Genomic DNA, 18,228 nt, shown 5'->3' with positions numbered 1-18,228 from the left:
TCAGGGCGTCACTCGCACACACAGGGAGCAACCGGAATGGGTTCGGTTCGCGTAGCCATCGTCGGCGTGGGCAACTGTGCCGCCTCGCTGGTTCAGGGAGTCGAGTACTACAAGGACGCCGACCCGGCGTCCAAGGTCCCCGGCCTGATGCACGTGCAGTTCGGCGACTACCACGTCCGCGACGTCGAGTTCGTCGCCGCGTTCGACGTGGACGCCAAGAAGGTCGGCCTCGACCTCGCGGACGCCATCGGCGCCTCCGAGAACAACACGATCAAGATCTGCGACGTACCCGCGTCCGGTGTCACGGTCCAGCGCGGTCACACCCACGACGGCCTCGGCAAGTACTACCGCGAGACCATCGAGGAGTCCGCTGCCGAGCCGGTCGACGTCGTCCAGGTCCTCAAGGACAAGCAGGTCGACGTCCTGGTCTGCTATCTGCCGGTCGGCTCCGAGGACGCGGCGAAGTTCTACGCCCAGTGCGCCATCGACGCCAAGGTCGCCTTCGTCAACGCCCTCCCGGTCTTCATCGCCGGCACCAAGGAGTGGGCGGACAAGTTCACCGAGGCCGGCGTGCCGATCGTCGGTGACGACATCAAGTCCCAGGTCGGCGCGACCATCACGCACCGCGTCCTGGCGAAGCTGTTCGAGGACCGGGGCGTCGTCCTGGACCGCACGATGCAGCTGAACGTCGGCGGCAACATGGACTTCAAGAACATGCTCGAGCGTGACCGTCTGGAGTCCAAGAAGATCTCCAAGACGCAGGCCGTCACCTCCCAGATCCCCGACCGCGACCTCGGTGCGAAGAACGTCCACATCGGCCCGTCCGACTACGTGCCGTGGCTCGACGACCGCAAGTGGGCCTACGTCCGCCTCGAGGGCCGCGCCTTCGGCGACGTCCCGCTGAACCTGGAGTACAAGCTCGAGGTCTGGGACTCCCCGAACTCCGCCGGTGTGATCATCGACGCCGTGCGTGCCGCGAAGATCGCCAAGGACCGCGGTATCGGCGGCCCCGTGCTGTCCGCGTCCTCGTACTTCATGAAGTCCCCGCCGGTCCAGTACTTCGACGACCAGGCCCGCGAGAACGTCGAGAAGTTCATCCGCGGCGAAGTCGAGCGCTGACACCCAGCTCGCACAGCGCACCGCACACCGCGCGCCGGCCAGGCCGGACGGCGCGCGGTCACACAGCTCCTGCCAGGGCCGGAGAGGGTCCCCGGGTCGTCCGCCCGGGGACCCTCTCGGTATGTGAGGCTGGGGCCCATGCCCGTCGTCCGCGACCTGCGCGTCCTGCTCCGCTTCCGGAACTTCCGCCGTCTGCTCGCCGTGCGGCTGCTGTCCCAGGGCTCCGACGGGGTCTACCAGGTCGCACTCGCCACGTACGTCGTCTTCTCGCCGGAGAAGCAGACCTCGGCCGCCGCGATCGCCTCCGCGATGGCCGTCCTGCTGCTCCCGTACTCTCTGGTGGGCCCGTTCGCCGGAGTCCTGCTGGACCGCTGGCGGCGCCGTCAGGTCTTCCTGTACGGCAATCTGCTGCGCGCCCTGCTGGCGGCGGGAACGGCCGTGCTGATGGTCAGTCATGTCCCTGCCTGGCTTTTCTACCTCTCCGCCCTGTGCGTCACCGCCGTGAACCGGTTCGTCCTTGCGGGACTGTCGGCCGCTCTGCCCCGGGTGGTCGACGCCGAACGCCTGGTGATGGCCAACTCCCTGTCCCCGACGGCCGGGACGCTCGCGGCGACGGCAGGTGGCGGACTCGCCTTCACCGTACGGCTCGCGATCGCGGACTCGGACGCGGCCGTCGTCCTGCTGGGCGCCGTCCTGTATCTGTGCGCGGGCCTGACGTCGCTGCTGATGGCACCGGAGCTGCTCGGCCCGGAGCGGGCACTGGTCCGGCCGCACCTGCGAACGGCCCTCAGCGGCACCGTGCGCGGCCTCGTGGCGGGACTACGGCATCTGGGGGCGCCGGAGCGCCGTGCGGCCACCTGGGCGCTCACCTCGATGACGCTGATGCGCTTCTGCTACGGCGCCCTGCTGGTCCTGGTCCTGATGCTGTGCCGCTACGCACTGAGTTCCGGCACCGACGACGGGCTGCGGCTGCTGGGGCTGGCTCTGGGCGTCTCCGGAGCAGGTTTCTTCGCCGCCGCCGTCATCACGCCCTGGGCCGCGGGGCGGCTCGGTCCAGGCCGCTGGATCGCGGTGTGCGCCGCCTGCGCGGCCGTCCTGGAACCCGTGCTCGGGCTGCCCTTCGCCACGGGACCCATGCTGGTCGCCGCCTTCGTACTGGGGCTCACCACCCAGGCCGCGAAGATCGCCACGGACACCGTCGTACAGTCCACCGTCGACGACGGCTTCCGCGGCCGGGTCTTCTCGCTCTACGACGTGCTCTTCAACGTCGCCTTCGTCGGCGCCGCCGGGGTGGCCGCCCTGATACTCCCCCCGGACGGCCGCTCGGCGCCACTGGTGGTCACGGTGGCCGCGGTCTACGCGATGGTTGCTGCGGCTATGGCCCGCTTTGAGCATCGCCAAGTGTCACATCAATGACACAGAGGCCTCTGGGATTACTACGTTGTCAGAGGGTCCCGATACCTTACGTGCGTCTTAACTCGTGCGTTTCGCGCTCACGTTCTAGGGGGACCCCTGTGACCGTTCCACCGCCGCCTCATGGCCAGAATCCGTACGCCCAGACGCCCCCTCCTCCCATGGGGCAGCAACCCGGGGTCCCCCAGCAGCCCTACCCGCCGCAGCAACCGTACGCGGCCTTCCCCCAGCAGGGGGCACCGTTCCCTCAACAAGGCGCTCCCTTCCCCCCGCCGCCGGCCCCGCCCCGGCGAGGCGGCAAGAAGGTGCTCGGCATCCTGGGCGCGATAGGTGTCTTCGTCCTGATAGCCGCCCTGAAGTTCGGCGTCGGCTTCGGCCTCGGCTGGTTCCTGAACCGTGACGACGCGGAGACCACCTCGGTGGGCTCCTGCATGCACAACGACGGCACCTACACCTCGCCCGACCTCAACGAGGTCGACTGCTCATCCGGCAACGCGCAGTACAAGGTTCTCCAGAAGTTCGACGACTCGAGCGACGAGAACAAGTGCAAGTCCGTCACGGACTCGACGATCTACTACGTCCAGACCGGCGGAGGTCACGACGTGGTGCTCTGCCTGAAGGAAACCAAGTAACGGCGGTACCGGATCAACGGGCCTGGGGGCGGTGTTTCACGTGAAACACCGCCCCCAGGCCATGTCCGGATCCCCGCCACCGACCCCTTCGGGGGCATGTTTCACGTGAAACATGCCCCGTTCCACGGCTCAGCCCTGACCGGCCCACCACTCCTTGAGAGCGGTCACAGCCGCGTCATGTCCCATCGGGCCGTTCTCCAGACGCTGTTCCAGCATGTACGTGTACGCCTTGCCGACCACCGGCCCCGGCCCGACACCGAGGATCTCCATGATCTGGTTGCCGTCGAGGTCCGGGCGGATCGCGTCGAGCTCCTCCTGTTCCTGGAGCTGGACGATGCGCTCCTCCAGGCCGTCGTAAGCACGCGACAGCACGGCGGCCTTGCGCTTGTTGCGGGTGGTGCAGTCGGAGCGGGTCAGCTTGTGCAGACGGGAGAGCAGCGAGCCCGCGTCCCGGACATAGCGGCGCACGGCCGAGTCCGTCCACTCCCCGGTGCCGTAGCCGTGGAAGCGCAGGTGGAGTTCGACGAGGCGTGAGACGTCCTTCACGAGCTCGTTGGAGTACTTGAGCGCCGTCATCCGCTTCTTTGTCATCTTCGCCCCGACCAGTTCATGGTGGTGGAACGAGACGCGGCCGTCCTTCTCGAAACGGCGGGTACGAGGCTTCCCCACGTCGTGCAGCAGGGCCGCGAGACGGAGAGCGAGGTCGGGGCCGTCCTCCTCCAGCGCGATCGCCTGTTCCAGGACGATCAGCGTGTGCTCGTAGACGTCCTTGTGCCGGTGGTGCTCGTCGCTCTCCAGCTTCAGGGCCGGCAACTCGGGCAGGACCTGCCCGGCGAGGCCGGTGTCGACGAGCAGGGTGAGTCCCTTACGGGGGTGCGCCGACAGAATCAGCTTGTTCAGCTCGTCCCGGACCCGCTCGGCCGAGACGATCTCCAGCCGCCCGGCCATGTCCTTCATCGCCCCGACCACCTCGGGCGCGACCTCGAAATCGAGCTGGGCGGCGAAGCGGGCGGCACGCATCATACGCAGCGGGTCGTCGGAGAAGGACTCTTCCGGGGTGCCCGGGGTGCGCAGGATCCGCGCGGCAAGGTCGTCGAGCCCGCCGTGCGGATCGACGAACTCCTTCTGCGGCAGCGCCACGGCCATCGCGTTCACCGTGAAGTCCCGCCGGACCAGGTCCTCCTCGATGGAGTGCCCGTACGACACCTCGGGCTTGCGGGAGGTCCGGTCGTACGCCTCCGACCGGTAGGTGGTGACCTCGATCTGGTAGCCGTCCTTCTGCCCCCCCACGGTGCCGAAGGCGATCCCGACCTCCCACACCGCGTCCGCCCACGGCCGCACGATCCTCAGGACGTCCTGAGGACGCGCGTCGGTGGTGAAGTCCAGATCGTTGCCGAGCCGCCCGAGCAGCGCGTCCCGGACCGATCCGCCGACCAGCGCCAGGGAGAACCCGGCCTGCTGGAAACGGCGGGCCAGATCGTCGGCGACGGGGGCCACTCGCAGAAGTTCGGTCACGGCATGTCGCTGCGCATGACTGAGGGTGGCGGAGGAGGTGTCTTCGTTGGCGTTCGGCACAGCAGAACAGGGTACGTGGCCCGGACCCGCCACCGCGCCTCGATTGAGCGCGGACGGCCACCCTCTTCCTTTATCAGGGCAAGATGCGCCTTTAGGACTTTCATCAGCACATCGCCCCATACAGATTCATACAGAACCGCCCGGTGGATTCTCCGATCTTGTGAAGGCCCTCCATGGCACTTCCGCTCGGCGGGCATCGTTACGATGCGTGGACGTACATTGCGACGACCACTGACGACAAGGGACGGGCGAGCGCGTGGCCGAGGCGGCAGAACTCCTGGGGACGGTTCCCTCACCTGCCCGCCGGTGGTTGCGGCGGACCGGAGCGCTGCTCGCCGGGGCGCCCCTGCTGGCCGGTGTGCTCCAGCTGCCCGCCGCACTGCCCGCGCAGGCGTCCGCCACGGCCTCGGCCAAGGAGGCGTCCGGCTCCGGAACGGTCGCTGTCTCGGTGGACACCCTCAGCCCCAGCGTCCCCTCCGACGGGGACACCCTGACCGTCACCGGCACGGTCACGAACAGGAGCAAGCAGGCCGTCACCGGTGCCCATGTGGGCCTGCGGGTCGGACCGGCCCTGACCACCCGGTCGGCGATCGACAGCGCCGCCGGCCGCTCCGGCTACCAGCCCGGCGCCGACGCCGACGAGGTCGGCGACAAGTACACCGAGAAGTTCGCCACTCTCGCCCCCGGCGTCGCCGAGCACTTCCGGATCTCCGTACCGGTCGGCAAGCTCGGCCTCGACGCCGACGGCGTCTACCAGCTCGGGGTCTCGCTCTCCGGGCAGACCTCCGCGCAGCCGTGGGAACAGGTGCTGGGCATCCAGCGGACCTTCCTGCCCTGGCAGCCCGACGAGGCGGACACCAGGACGAAGACCACGTACCTGTGGCCGCTGATCTCCACCGTCCACATGACGGCCGAGTCGGGACCCGGCGAACAGCAGACGCCGGTGTTCCTCGACGACAGCCTCGCCGAGGACCTCGCCCCCGGCGGGCGGCTGGCGGAGCTGGTGTCGCTGGGCAAGAACCTGGACGTCACCTGGGTACTCGACCCCGACCTGCTGGCGGCCGTCGACGCCATGGCCGGCACCTACAAGGTCAGGAACAGCGACGGCACCACCGCCGCGGGCACCCACCAGGCGGTCGCCAAGCAGTGGCTCGCCGGGCTCCAGCAGGCGGTGGCCGGCAAGGAGGTCGTCGCGCTGCCCTACGGCGACCCCGACCTCGCCTCCCTCGCGCACAACGGCACCGGCGTCACCGGTTCGCTCAACCAGCTGAAGGCGGCCACGGACGTCGTCACGAACACCGTCGAGCCGATCCTCCACGTCAAACCGTCCACCGACTTCGCCTGGCCGGTGGACGGCGCCGTCGACCCGTCGATCGTCAAGGTCGCCACCTCCGCGGGCGCCGACACGGTGATCGCGCGCAGCGACAGCCTCCAGGAGACCGGCGGCCTGTCCTACACGCCCTCCGCGGCCCGCCCCGTCGGCGGCGGCACCACAGCCGTGGTCGCCGACGCCCGGCTGTCCACGGCCTTCCAGAGCGATCTCACGAAGACCGGCGCGAGCACGCTCGCCGTCCAGCGGTTCCTGGCCCAGAGCCTGGCCGTCGACCTCCAGTCGGACAAGCAGCGCAGCATCGTCGTCGCCCCGCAGCGCATGCCCTCGGTGAGCCAGGCGCAGGCCATGGCGGCGGCCGTCTCCGCGCTCCAGGACGGCACCTGGTCGCAGTCGCAGGAACTCACGGCCGCCGCCAAGGCCAAGCCGGACCCGGGCGCCACCACCCGCATCCCGTCCGGCTCCTCCTACCCCAGGTCGCTGCGCCGGCAGGAGCTGCCGAAGTCCGCCTTCGAGCAGATCGCCGTGACCCAGGACGGACTCGACAACTTCAAGATCGTCCTCACCAACAAGTCCCGGGTGGTGACCCCCTTCGGACGGGCCGTCAACCGCGAGATGTCGACGACGTGGCGCAGCCGTCCCGCCGACGCGACCGACTACCGGCAGGACGTGGAGAACTACCTCGGCGACCTCACCGACCAGGTCAAGCTGATCGACAAGTCCGAGACCAAGCTCTCCGGACGCAGCGCCACGATCCCCGTGACGGTGCAGAACAACCTGGTCCAGGGCGTCGACCACCTGGTGCTGCGGCTCACCTCGACCAACCCCACCCGGCTCAAGATCGACGGAAAGCACTACCAGGAGCAGCCCGTCGCGGTGTCCGGCGGCCACAGCCAGTCGGTGAAGTTCACCACGTCCGCCAACGCCAACGGCCAGGCGACCGTGATCGCTCAGCTGTACACGGAGGACGGCCAGGCATACGGTCAGGCCGTCACCTTCGACGTGAAGGTCACCGAGATCACGGCCACCGTGATGCTGGTCATCGGCGGCGGCGTCCTGCTGCTGGTCCTGGCCGGCTTCCGGATGTACACCCAGCGCAAGCGCGCGGCCGCCCGGGACACCGCGGCGGACGGCCCCGGCGAGCCGGAGGACGACTCCGCCGACGCCCACGGCCCCGAGACCCCGGAGGACCACCCGGACGAGGAGTCCGGCCCCGGGGCCCGGACCGACACCCCGGAGCAGCCGAGTGACCCGACACCGGACACCGCTCCGGAAAGCACCGCCCCGTCCGGCACGGGTGAGAGAGTGGACCGTTGAGCGATGTCGTGGCCCGTGGGCCGGGGACGATGAGGTGGAGTAACCGATGAACGCGCCGTACGACGGTGACCGCGGCCGGGCCGCGGGCAACCCGGGCCATCCCGGGGGTCCGCCGCCCGAGCACGGTCAGGTGCCCTCCCAGCCACCCGCCGACACGTACTTCCAGGACGCCTACCACCAGGACCCCTACGGAGCGCAGGACCTCGCCGCCCAGGACCCGGTCACGGAGGCGCTCTACGACCGCGCCGCGCACCCGCCGCCGGCGTCCCCGCGACCGCAGCAGCCCCTGTACGGCCGGCCACCCCAGTCGCCGTACGCCCCCGACCCGCGCCTGTGGGCACAGACCCCGGCCCCCGAACCGGAGCGCCCGGCGCCCCACCTGCCCTACGGCGACGACCCGCGCACCACCCAGTACGTGGGCGTGGACGACCTCGTGGGCGGTCCCGGTGACGGACAGCGCGAGCCGGACGCCTTCGCGCATCTCTTCCGTGACCAGCAGCAGGGCGGCGGCCACCCGCAGGCGGACGCCCCGGCCGTACCGGGTCCGGCGGGTCCGGCACCGGTTCCGGGCCTGCAGCGGAACTCCTGGCAGGGGCAGGCCCCGGCCGCCCCGCCCCGCGGGACCGACGCGACCATGAACCTCACCGCCACTCCGCCCGCTCCCGAGCCGGTGAAGAAGGGCGGACGGGCGTCGAACCTGATGAAGTCCAGCGCCGTGATGGCGGCGGGCACGATGGTCTCCCGGCTCACCGGCTTCGTCCGCTCCGCGCTGATCGTCTCCGCACTGGGCACCGCACTTCTCGGCGACACCTTCCAGGTCGCCTACCAGCTGCCGACGATGATCTACATCCTCACCGTCGGCGGCGGCCTCAACTCGGTCTTCGTGCCGCAGCTCGTGCGCGCCATGAAGGAGGACGACGACGGGGGCGAGGCCTTCGCCAACCGGCTGCTGACCCTGGTGATGGTGGCACTCGCCGCGCTCACCGCCGTCGCGGTCCTCGCCGCCCCGTTCCTGGTGCGGCTGCTCTCCGACCCGGTTGCCAGCGACCCCGCCGCCAACGCGGTGGCCGTCACCTTCACCCGCTACTTCCTGCCCTCGATCTTCTTCATGGGCATTCACGTCGTGATGGGACAGGTCCTCAACGCGCGCGGGAATTTCGGCGCGATGATGTGGACCCCCGTCCTGAACAACATCGTCATCATCGTGACGCTGGGCATGTTCCTGTGGGTGTACGGCACTTCGGCCCACTCCGGCATGACCGTCACCACCATCCCCGCGCAGGGCCAGCAACTCCTCGGGGCCGGCATCCTGCTCGGTCTGGTCGTCCAGGCGCTCGCGATGATCCCTTATCTGCGCGAGACCGGGTTCCGGCTCCGGCTGCGTTTCGACTGGCGGGGCCACGGCCTGGGCAAGGCCGCGATGCTCGCCAAATGGACCGTGCTGTTCGTCCTCGCCAACCAGGCGGGTGCGCTCGTCATCACCCAGCTCGCCACCGCGTCGGTCAAGGACACGAACATCCCCGGCACCGGCTTCAGCGCCTATGCCAACGCCCAGCTCATCTGGGGCCTGCCCCAGGCCATCATCACCGTGTCCCTCATGGCCGCCCTCCTCCCGCGGATCTCCCGCTCGGCCGCCGAGGACGACGCCGGTGCCGTCCGGGACGACATCTCCCAGGGACTGCGCACCACCGCCGTGGCGATCGTGCCGATCTCCTTCGGCTTCCTCTCGCTCGGCATCCCGATGTGCACCCTCATCTTCGGCACCTCGGGCACCGGCGCGGCCACGAACATGGGCTACATGCTGATGGCGTTCGGCCTCGGCCTGATCCCTTACTCCGTGCAGTACGTCGTCCTGCGCGCCTTCTACGCGTACGAGGACACCCGGACCCCCTTCTACAACACCGTCATCGTGGCGGCCGTCAACGCAGGCGCCTCGGCCGCCTGTTACTTCCTGCTCCCGGCCCGATGGGCCGTGGCCGGCATGGCCGCCTCGTACGGTGTCGCCTACGCCATCGGTGTGGGCGTCGCCTGGAAGCGGCTGCGCCAGCGGCTCGGCGGCGACCTCGACGGAGCCCGTGTCATCAGGACGTACGCCCGGCTGTGCATCGCCTCGGTACCGGCAGCACTGCTCAGCGGAGCGGCCTGCTACGGGATCGCCCACGTCCTCGGACAGGGCGCCGTAGGCTCCTTCGCCGCACTGCTCGCCGGTGGTGCCCTTCTGCTCGGCGTATTCTTCGTCGCCGCACGGCGCATGCGCATCGAGGAACTCAACTCCCTCGTCGGTATGGTGCGCGGGCGACTGGGACGCTGATAAGGGGGCAAGCGCACAACCATCGTCCGCCGCCGTGTGTCGTGCATAGCGCCGGACTGTGGGCACAATTGGTTTCGGCGTCGGACAGCGTGCAACGGATGGGGAGGCAGGAACGGCGGTGGCGGAACGGAGCACGGCTGCCGTCGACGTGGCAGACAACAGCGGTGACAAGCCGCTGACCGCGAAGGCGGACCAGTCCACGGCCGACGAGGTGGCCCAGAACGCGGAGCGGGACACGGTTAACAACCAGGCACAGGGGAGCGGCGGGATCGAAGGCCCCGGTACGGCGTCACCGCCGGAACTGCACAGCGGGCACAAGCTCGCCAGACGGTACCGGCTCGAGGAGTGTGTCACCCGGCTGGACGGCTTCAGCAGTTGGCGGGCGGTCGACGAAAAACTCCGCCGGGCCGTCGGGGTGCACCTTCTTCCCTCCGATCACACACGGGCCCGCACCGTACTGGCTGCCGCCCGCTCCGCCGCCCTGCTCGGCGATCCGCGCTTCGTCCAAGTCCTGGACGCCGTCGAGGAGAACGACCTCGTCTACGTCGTCCACGAGTGGCTCCCTGACGCCACCGAACTGACCACACTGCTCGCCGTCGGCACGCTGGAGGCACACGACGCCTACCAGATGGTGAGTCAGATCGCCTCCGCCATGGCCGCCGCGCACCGCGAAGGCCTCGCCCATCTGCGGCTGAACCCCAACGCCGTACTGCGCACCTCCACCGGCCAGTGGCGCATCCGCGGCCTCGCGGTCAACGCCGCGTTGCGCGGCATCGACTCCGACACCCCGCAGCGCACCGACACCGAGGCGATCGGCGCCCTGCTCTACGCGGCGCTCACCCAGCGCTGGCCGTACGAGGAGGACGCCTTCGGCCTGTCCGGGCTGCCCAAGGACGTGGGCCTCGTCGCCCCCGACCAGGTACGTGCCGGCGTCCACCGGGGACTGTCCGAGCTGGCCATGCGGGCGCTCGCCAACGACGGCGCCACGGCCTCGCGGCACGAGGCACCGTGCACGTCGCCGGAGGAACTGGTGAAGGCGATCGGCGAGATGCCCCGCATCCGCCCGCCGGAGCCCGCGTTCACGGCACCGCCGGAGTACCAGCGCACGACCTACCAGCAGGGCACCTACAGCCGTCCCGCACCGCACCCCGGCGTCACCCAGCCGCTCGCCACGCCGCCGCCCCCGCTGCAGAGCCGCACCGGCAAGGCCCTCAAGTGGGCCGTCTCCGCGCTTCTCATCGCCGCCCTGGGCCTGGGCAGCTGGCAGCTCGCGGACGCCTTGATGGACCAGGGCGGCAAGTCCGGCGACACGAACCAGACCCAGACGACGGACGGGCACGACAAGAACAGCGGGAACACCAAGCCGGTGAAGCCGATCACCATCCGGTCCGCACAGGAGTACTCGGCCCTGGGTTCCCTCCAGGCGCCCGAAGACGTCCCGAAGACGTATGACGGCAACGCCTCCACGTACTGGAGGACGAAGAGCTACAACGCAGGTCCCGAACTCGCGCCCTACAAGCCGGGAGTGGGCATCGTGTACCAGCTCGGCTCGGCCCAGACCCTCTCGACCGCGACCATAGGCCTGCGCTACGCGGGCGACCACACCACGGTCCACCTGTACGCCACCGACTCGCTGTCGCCTTCGACCTCGATCGACGGAATGCAGGAGATCGGAACCGGAACCACTTCCGGCACCTCTCTCACGGTGAAGGCCACGAAGAAGGTGAAGACCCAGTACGTGCTGATGTGGATCACGGACGTGCCTTCTGCGCCCGCGGACGACTACAGCAGCGCCGGCTACAAACAGGCCGTCACGGATGTGAAGTTCACGAGCTGACGTCTCACCGGAAAGGGAGGGACGGATGGCGGAGGGCGCCGGATACGACGGGACCAGCGATCAGGATCTGCTGGCCCGTCATCTGGAAGGCGACCCCGACGCCTTCGGGGAGCTTGTGCGGCGGCACCGGGACCGGCTCTGGGCGGTCGCCCTGCGGACCCTGGGGGACCGCGAGGAGGCCGCCGACGCCGTACAGGACGCCCTGGTGTCCGCCTACCGGGCCGCCCACACCTTCCGGGGCCAGTCGGCCGTCACGACATGGCTGCACCGGATCACGGTGAACGCCTGTCTCGACCGCGCCCGCAAGGCGGCCAGCCGCAGGACGTCCCCGGTCGACGACACCGAGCGGCTCGAACAGCTCCTGGAACCGCACGAGTCGGCCTCGGCCCCGGCGGAACGCAACGATCTGCACCGCCAGTTACTGAAGGCCCTCGCCACCCTCCCGTACGACCAGCGGGCCGCCCTCGTCCTGGTGGACATGCAGGGCTACCCCGTCGCGGAGGCCGCCCGCATCCTCGACGTCCCGACCGGAACGGTGAAGAGCCGCTGCGCCCGGGGCAGAGCCAGACTTCTCCCGCTGATCACCCACCTGAGACCGGAGAACGGCGACGACGAGGCCTCGGGGCCTGGACGGAACCGGGCGCAGGGGACATCCGTCCCACCGTCAGCGGGACCTCACGGCAGGGGACCCGATGATGCGGGACCGAGCGACACAGCGGCTGTGAAGGGCGGAGGTGGACGAGCGTGACGCCGACGACGGACACGACGGGGCACCCGGACGTCACGGAACTCTCCGACCTCACCGAGGGGCTGCTCCCGCCCTCCCGGACCACCGAGGTGCGACGCCACCTCGACGAGTGCGCGCTGTGCGCGGACGTCCATGCCTCACTCGCGGAGATCCAGGAGCTGCTCGGCACTCTGCCCCTCCCGACACGCATGCCCGACGATGTCGCACAGCGCCTCGACGCAGCCCTCGCCACCGAAGCGCTTGTTTCACGTGAAACATCGACAGGGACGGACCATCCCTGCGACCAGCCCGCAGGCCACTCCCCAGACCCCGCGGACAGGACCGTCGAGCGGTCGGCGGACCGTCCCGCAGGCCGCGCGTCCGCCGCGACCGGACCCGGCCGTAAGGAACGCAAGCCTCTGGGGCACCGCCGGAAGGCCGTCCTGGGCGCCGTGCTCACCGCCGCCCTCCTCGGTGGGGGCTCCCTGCTGGTGTCCACGCTCGTCGGCCACGACACGACACATACGAGCACCACTGCCGACACCTTCACCAAGGACCGTCTCAAGACCCAGGTGGCCGAGCTGCTCGCCCGGAAGCAGGGCACCGGACGCGGCTCCGACACCCAGAAGCCGTGGGGCATCCAGTCCGAGACCGATCACCCCCAGACCATGATCCAGCCCTCGGTCCCGATCCCCGGATGCGTCCGCGCCGGCACTCACCGCGGCACCGCCGATGTGCTCGCCGCCAAGAAGGGCACCTACGACGGCAAGGAGGCGTACCTCGTGGTGCTGCCCGCCGCCACCGACGACACCAAGGTCACGGTGTATGTCGTCGACGCGTCCTGCCACGAGCCGACGCCCGGCCAGGTGCTGCTCACGGAGTCCTACGACCGCCCCTGAGCTCCTCGTGCGCACAGTCACTCCGCACCTGCCCGTGTGCCCGAACCCACCGGGAATGCTCGCCCCTTAGGATCCGTTGGGTGGGTGAGAGCAGTCAGGAAGGCTCCCCCGGCCGTACGACGCAGTCCAGAGACGAGGAACCCAGTCGTGAGTGACGTCCGTAACGTGATCATCATCGGCTCCGGCCCCGCCGGCTACACGGCGGCGCTCTACACCGCGCGCGCGTCGCTGAAGCCTCTGGTGTTCGAGGGTGCCGTCACCGCGGGCGGCGCGCTGATGAACACCACCGAGGTCGAGAACTTCCCCGGCTTCCGGGACGGCATCATGGGGCCCGAGCTCATGGAAAACATGCGCGCCCAGGCCGAGCGCTTCGGGGCCGAGTTGGTGGCGGACGATGTCGTCGCCGTCGACCTGACCGGTGAGATCAAGACCGTCACGGACACCGAGGGCACCGTCCACCAGGCCAAGGCCGTCATCGTCACCACCGGGTCCCAGCACCGCAAGCTCGGCCTGCCGAACGAGGACACCCTCTCCGGCCGTGGCGTCTCATGGTGTGCCACCTGCGACGGCTTCTTCTTCAAGGACCAGGACATCGCCGTGATCGGCGGCGGCGACACCGCGATGGAGGAGGCCACCTTCCTCTCCCGGTTCGCCAGGTCCGTGACGGTCGTCCACCGCCGGGACACCCTGCGCGCCTCCAAGGCGATGCAGGAGCGCGCCTTCGCCGACCCGAAGATCAACTTCGTCTGGGACAGCGAGATCGCCGAGGTCCAGGGCGAGCAGAAGCTGTCCGGTCTCAAGCTGCGCAACGTCAAGACCGGCGCACTGTCCGACCTCCCGGTGACCGGCCTGTTCATCGCCATCGGCCACGACCCGCGCACCGAGCTGTTCAAGGGACAGCTCGACCTGGACGAGGAGGGCTACCTCAAGGTCGCCTCCCCCTCCACCCGCACCAACGTCACCGGGGTCTTCGCCGCCGGTGACGTGGTCGACCACACCTATCGCCAGGCGATCACCGCGTCCGGCACCGGCTGCTCCGCCGCTCTCGACGCCGAGCGTTTCCTGGCCGCACTCGCGGACCTGGAGAAGGCCGAGCCCGAGAAGACCGCTGTCTGATCCTCCCCGCACCCGACCGCACCATCCAGTGAAGGAGCCCGCAGTGGCCGGCACTTTGAAGCACGTGACTGATGCAACGTTCGAGGACGACGTCCTCAGGAGCGACAAGCCCGTCCTGGTGGACTTCTGGGCCGCCTGGTGCGGTCCGTGCCGTCAGATCGCACCCTCACTCGAGGCGATCGCCGCCGAGTACGGCGACAAGATCGAGATCGTCAAGCTCAACATCGACGAGAACCCGGGCACGGCCGCACGCTACGGCGTGATGTCCATCCCGACCCTCAACGTGTACCAGGGCGGGGAGGTCGCCAAGACCATCGTCGGGGCCAAGCCCAAGGCTGCGATCGTTCGCGACCTGGAGGAGTTCATCGGCGACGGCGCCACCAAGACCTTCTGAGAAGGTCGCGCCGCCCTTCACCGAGGGCGATGTTTCACGTGAAACATGAGATGGGGCCGACCCTGCGGGGTCGGCCCCATCTGTGTCCCGTCTCGACATGAACCCTGGTCCAAGGCTCGACGCGAACCCTGGCCTCAGAGAGGCCGAAGCGCTGGTTCCTTCTGTACAGCCCCCAGAAGCCGGTCCAGGGCCATCTCCACGTCTTCCTTCCAGGAGAGCGTGGAACGCAGCTCCAGGCGCAGTCTCGGGTGCACCGGGTGCTGCCGCACCGTCTTGAAGCCGACGGCGAGCAGATGATCCGCTGGAAGGACACACGCGGGCTCCTTCCAGCGGGCGTCGCCGAACGCCTCGATCGCCTTGAAACTGCGGCGCAGCAGATCCTTGGCGACCGTCTGCACCATGACCCGGCCGAGACCCTGCCCTTGAAAGCCGGGCAGGATGAAGCTGGTCATCAGTTGTACCGCGTCCGGGGAGACGGGGCTCGTGGGGAACGCCGCAGAACGCGGCACATAAGCGGGAGGGGCGTAGAGGACGAAGCCCACCGGTGAATCGTCCACGTAGGCGACCCGGCCGCAGGAACCCCAGTCGAGCAGGACCGCGGAGATCCAGGACTCCTTCTCGAGAGCCGCCGTTCCCGTCCTCACCGCGGCTGCGCCACTGACGGGATCCAGTTCCCAGAAGACGCAGGAGCGGCAGCGTCGAGGAAGATCCTGGAGGTTGTCCAGCGTCAGCGGTACGACCCGGCGCCCCATGAAGGCTGTTCCTCGCTTCCCTCGCCCACGATGCCGCAGGCGGCCGTCCGAGCGTTCCGTTCCCCGAGCCGGCCACCGCCTGGTCCTCAAAGGTGCTGCTGGGCGGATGCGCCACACCTGATCGCATCGTATCCACCCGGCGATCGCATCGATACCGACGGACAGCAAAGAGCGGACCGTGTTCCGGTACACCGGACACCGCCCGCCCCGCGCCTCCACCGGCCCCACTGATCCGTTCGTCCTACCGCTCGGCCGCGGTCCGACGGGATCACCGGGAGACCCGGTCCTCCGTGTCCTCAGTCCTCCGTGTCCTCAGTCTCGTCCTCGCTCAGATTCTTCTCGAAGACCGGTCCCTCACCCGGGGCGAGGGTGCCGAGGATCCGCTCCAGGTCGTCCATGGAAGCGAACTCGACCGTGATCTTGCCCTTCTTCTGGCCCAGATCCACCTTCACCCGGGTCTCGAAGCGGTCCGACAACCGCGTCGCGAGATCGGACAGCGCGGGCGAGACGAGAGCACCGGCCCGCGGCCCCCTGGACCGCTGGGCCCTCTGAGGACGCGAACCCATCAGGGTCACGATCTCCTCGACGGCCCGCACGGACAGTCCCTCGGCGACGATCCGGTGTGCCAGCCGGTCCTGCTCCTCCGAGTCCTCGACCGAGAGCAGAGCACGGGCGTGTCCGGCGGACAGGACACCTGCGGCAACCCTCCGCTGGACGGCCGCGGACAGCTTCAGCAGACGCAGGGTGTTGGAGACCTGCGGACGGGAGCGTCCGATCCGGTCCGCCAACTGGTCGTGCGTGCAGTTGAAGTCCTTCAGCAACTGCTCGTAGGCGTGCGCCTCCTCCACGGGGTTGAGCTGGACCCGGTGCAGGTTCTCCAGAAGGGCATCGAGGAGAAGTTTCTCGTCGTCGGTGGCCCGTACGATCGCCGGGATGGCGTCGAGACCGGCTTCACCGCAGGCCCTGAACCGGCGCTCGCCCATGATGAGCTCATAGCGCTCGGGGCCCACCTGCCTGACGACGACGGGCTGGAGCAGGCCGACCTCCTTGATGGAGATGACCAGTTCTTTCAGCGCCTCCTCGTCGAACACCTCACGCGGCTGCTGCGGGTTCGGGGCGATGGCATCGATCGGGATCTCTGCGAAGTAGGCACCGACCGGGGAGTCCGCCGTGCCGCTCGCCGGAAGTTCCTCGGTCTCGGGGGCAACCGGCGCCAGGTTGGCGACCTTGGCCACGGCCACCCCCCGGTCTCCGGTCAGCTGGGGAACGCTCCCCACCGATGCGGAAGCACCGCCCCCCAGCGGGGCCGGGACCACCGTCTTCTCGGCCGGTGCCTGGGGGATCAGTGCGCCGAGACCACGGCCCAAACCCACCCTCCGTCGCTCACTCACTGAACCCCTCCACCATGCTCGGGTCGTTCTGGGCACCGATGTGGGCGTGGGTCGGGTCGTAGCTGACACCGACGCCCCTCAGTGCGATCTCTCGTGCCGCCTCGAAATAGGAGAGGGCACCGCTCGATCCTGGATCGTAGGTCAGAACCGTCTGACCGTAGCTCGGCGCCTCGGAGATACGGACGGAGCGGGGGATGCTCGTTCGCAGCACCTCGTCGCCGAAGTGGGTACGGACCTCCTCGGCGACCTGGGACGCCAGACGCGTCCGGCCGTCGTACATGGTGAGGAGGATGGTCGACACATGCAGGGTGGGGTTGAGGTGCCCACGCACCAGGTCGACGTTGCGGAGAAGCTGGCCGAGGCCCTCGAGTGCGTAGTACTCGCACTGGATCGGGATCAGAACCTCTTGGCCGGCGACCAGCGCATTGACCGTCAGCAGTCCCAGGGAAGGTGGGCAGTCGATGAGGACGTAGTCCAGCGGCTGCTCGTAGGCCTGGATGGCCCGCAGGAGGCGGCTCTCCCGCGCCACCAGTGACACCAGCTCGATCTCGGCACCGGCAAGATCGATCGTGGCGGGGGCACAGAAGAGACCCTCGACATCAGGGACCGGCTGAACGACATCGGCAAGCGGCTTGCTCTCGATCAGCACGTCGTAGATGGACGGGACTTCGGCGTGATGGTCGATTCCCAGGGCGGTCGACGCATTGCCCTGAGGATCGAGGTCGATCACCAGGACACGGCTGCCGTGCAGGGCCAGCGATGCGGCAAGGTTGACGGTCGTCGTCGTCTTGCCCACTCCGCCTTTCTGATTGGCGACCACGATGACGCGGGTCCGCTCGGGTCGCGGCAAACCTTCACCGGCCCGTCCCAGTGCCTCGACCGCCAGTTGGGCAGCACGACCGATGGGGGTGTCGTCCATCGGAGGCGGTGTTTCACGTGAAACATCCGCCCCCATCGACTCACTTCGGGGACCGGGGACCGGGTCGGTCATCGGTCCCGCGATATTGGCGTCGGACCGCAAGGATTCACTCTCCTCGACTTCAGGCTCGCAATGAACAGAGCCTCCCATGCCACCGGGGTCATGAACCAGTGAGCCCTGGCCTTCTGTGGAGAAATCCACCTCTGTGGACAACTCGGCACCCCTTACGGAGGGCGAAGCACCGTCGGAGGCGGAACTCTTTCCGAGCGAGCCACGGGGCTTACGGTCACGGGGAGCGGCCGCGGCGCGGCCCCGGCTGATGATGCCGTGCAGCAGTGAGCGATGTTTCACGTGAAACACGATGCAGGGCACCCCTGACCGGAGTGTCGCGACACTCCGGCATGCACGGGTTCGGCAGCTTGTGTGGAGTACGACACGCCAGAAACGGCCTCGCGTCCGGCTTGGTCCCATCCCCGAGGCGGGACCAAGCCGGACG

14 protein-coding genes are annotated in these 18,228 nt (G+C 69.0%); 10 read left to right on the top strand and 4 right to left on the bottom strand.

The window, feature by feature from the left end:
* Window positions 1-36: 36 nt before the first annotated feature.
* From ABZ862_RS23745 to ABZ862_RS23735, 3 genes are all read left to right on the top strand, one after another.
* A complete protein-coding gene (locus ABZ862_RS23745) occupies window positions 37-1,119 on the top strand; it encodes an inositol-3-phosphate synthase (protein WP_360961248.1) in 1,083 nt (360 codons plus the stop codon).
* Window positions 1,120-1,257: 138 nt separating this feature from the next.
* Window positions 1,258-2,535: an MFS transporter gene (locus tag ABZ862_RS23740; protein WP_360961245.1), complete on the top strand. Its 1,278-nt coding sequence runs from the start codon at window positions 1,258-1,260 to the stop codon at window positions 2,533-2,535.
* 158 nt (window positions 2,536-2,693) lie between these two features.
* Window positions 2,694-3,164: a hypothetical protein gene (locus tag ABZ862_RS23735; protein ID WP_360961243.1), complete on the top strand. Its 471-nt coding sequence runs from the start codon at window positions 2,694-2,696 to the stop codon at window positions 3,162-3,164.
* 129 nt (window positions 3,165-3,293) lie between these two features.
* Here ABZ862_RS23735 and ABZ862_RS23730 read toward each other — a convergent pair whose 3' ends face one another.
* Entirely contained in the window at window positions 3,294-4,739 is a 1,446-nt protein-coding gene (locus ABZ862_RS23730; RefSeq protein WP_360961241.1) for a CCA tRNA nucleotidyltransferase, read from the bottom strand.
* 256 nt (window positions 4,740-4,995) lie between these two features.
* Here ABZ862_RS23730 and ABZ862_RS23725 point away from each other — a divergent pair, with 256 nt between their 5' ends.
* The 7 genes from ABZ862_RS23725 (at window position 4,996) to trxA (ending at window position 14,670) form a co-directional block, all read left to right on the top strand.
* Complete coding sequence (locus ABZ862_RS23725; RefSeq protein ID WP_360961238.1) at window positions 4,996-7,386, top strand: DUF6049 family protein; 2,391 nt, start codon at window positions 4,996-4,998, stop codon at window positions 7,384-7,386.
* Between the two features lie 46 nt (window positions 7,387-7,432).
* Window positions 7,433-9,697, top strand: a complete 2,265-nt coding sequence (gene murJ / locus ABZ862_RS23720; RefSeq protein ID WP_360961235.1) for a murein biosynthesis integral membrane protein MurJ — start codon at window positions 7,433-7,435, stop codon at window positions 9,695-9,697.
* Between the two features lie 118 nt (window positions 9,698-9,815).
* Window positions 9,816-11,534: a serine/threonine protein kinase gene (locus ABZ862_RS23715; protein WP_360961232.1), complete on the top strand. Its 1,719-nt coding sequence runs from the start codon at window positions 9,816-9,818 to the stop codon at window positions 11,532-11,534.
* Window positions 11,535-11,559: 25 nt separating this feature from the next.
* Window positions 11,560-12,282: an RNA polymerase sigma factor SigM gene (sigM, locus tag ABZ862_RS23710; protein WP_360961229.1), complete on the top strand. Its 723-nt coding sequence runs from the start codon at window positions 11,560-11,562 to the stop codon at window positions 12,280-12,282.
* Window positions 12,279-13,160 (top strand): hypothetical protein, encoded by an 882-nt coding sequence (locus tag ABZ862_RS23705; protein ID WP_360961226.1) that lies wholly within the window; start codon window positions 12,279-12,281, stop codon window positions 13,158-13,160. The genes sigM and ABZ862_RS23705 overlap by 4 nt, the downstream gene beginning before the upstream one ends.
* A 147-nt stretch (window positions 13,161-13,307) precedes the next feature.
* Window positions 13,308-14,276: a thioredoxin-disulfide reductase gene (gene trxB / locus ABZ862_RS23700; protein ID WP_360961223.1), complete on the top strand. Its 969-nt coding sequence runs from the start codon at window positions 13,308-13,310 to the stop codon at window positions 14,274-14,276.
* Window positions 14,277-14,319: 43 nt separating this feature from the next.
* Entirely contained in the window at window positions 14,320-14,670 is a 351-nt protein-coding gene (gene trxA / locus ABZ862_RS23695; RefSeq protein WP_360961220.1) for a thioredoxin, read from the top strand.
* Between the two features lie 134 nt (window positions 14,671-14,804).
* On the opposite strand, the gene ABZ862_RS23690 is transcribed toward trxA, so the two are convergent.
* The 3 genes from ABZ862_RS23690 to ABZ862_RS23680 form a co-directional block, all read right to left on the bottom strand.
* Window positions 14,805-15,422, bottom strand: coding sequence for a GNAT family N-acetyltransferase (locus tag ABZ862_RS23690; RefSeq protein WP_360961217.1), 618 nt, complete (start codon window positions 15,420-15,422; stop codon window positions 14,805-14,807).
* Window positions 15,423-15,718: 296 nt separating this feature from the next.
* Complete coding sequence (locus ABZ862_RS23685; RefSeq protein ID WP_360961214.1) at window positions 15,719-16,813, bottom strand: ParB/RepB/Spo0J family partition protein; 1,095 nt, start codon at window positions 16,811-16,813, stop codon at window positions 15,719-15,721.
* Entirely contained in the window at window positions 16,806-17,882 is a 1,077-nt protein-coding gene (locus ABZ862_RS23680; RefSeq protein ID WP_360961591.1) for a ParA family protein, read from the bottom strand. The genes ABZ862_RS23685 and ABZ862_RS23680 overlap by 8 nt, the downstream gene beginning before the upstream one ends.
* Window positions 17,883-18,228: the final 346 nt, after the last annotated feature.

It is taken from the genome of Streptomyces sp. NPDC047000, from assembly GCF_040644295.1.
GTDB lineage: Bacteria > Actinomycetota > Actinomycetes > Streptomycetales > Streptomycetaceae > Streptomyces.
This window is presented reverse-complemented; position numbering and strand designations above follow the sequence as displayed.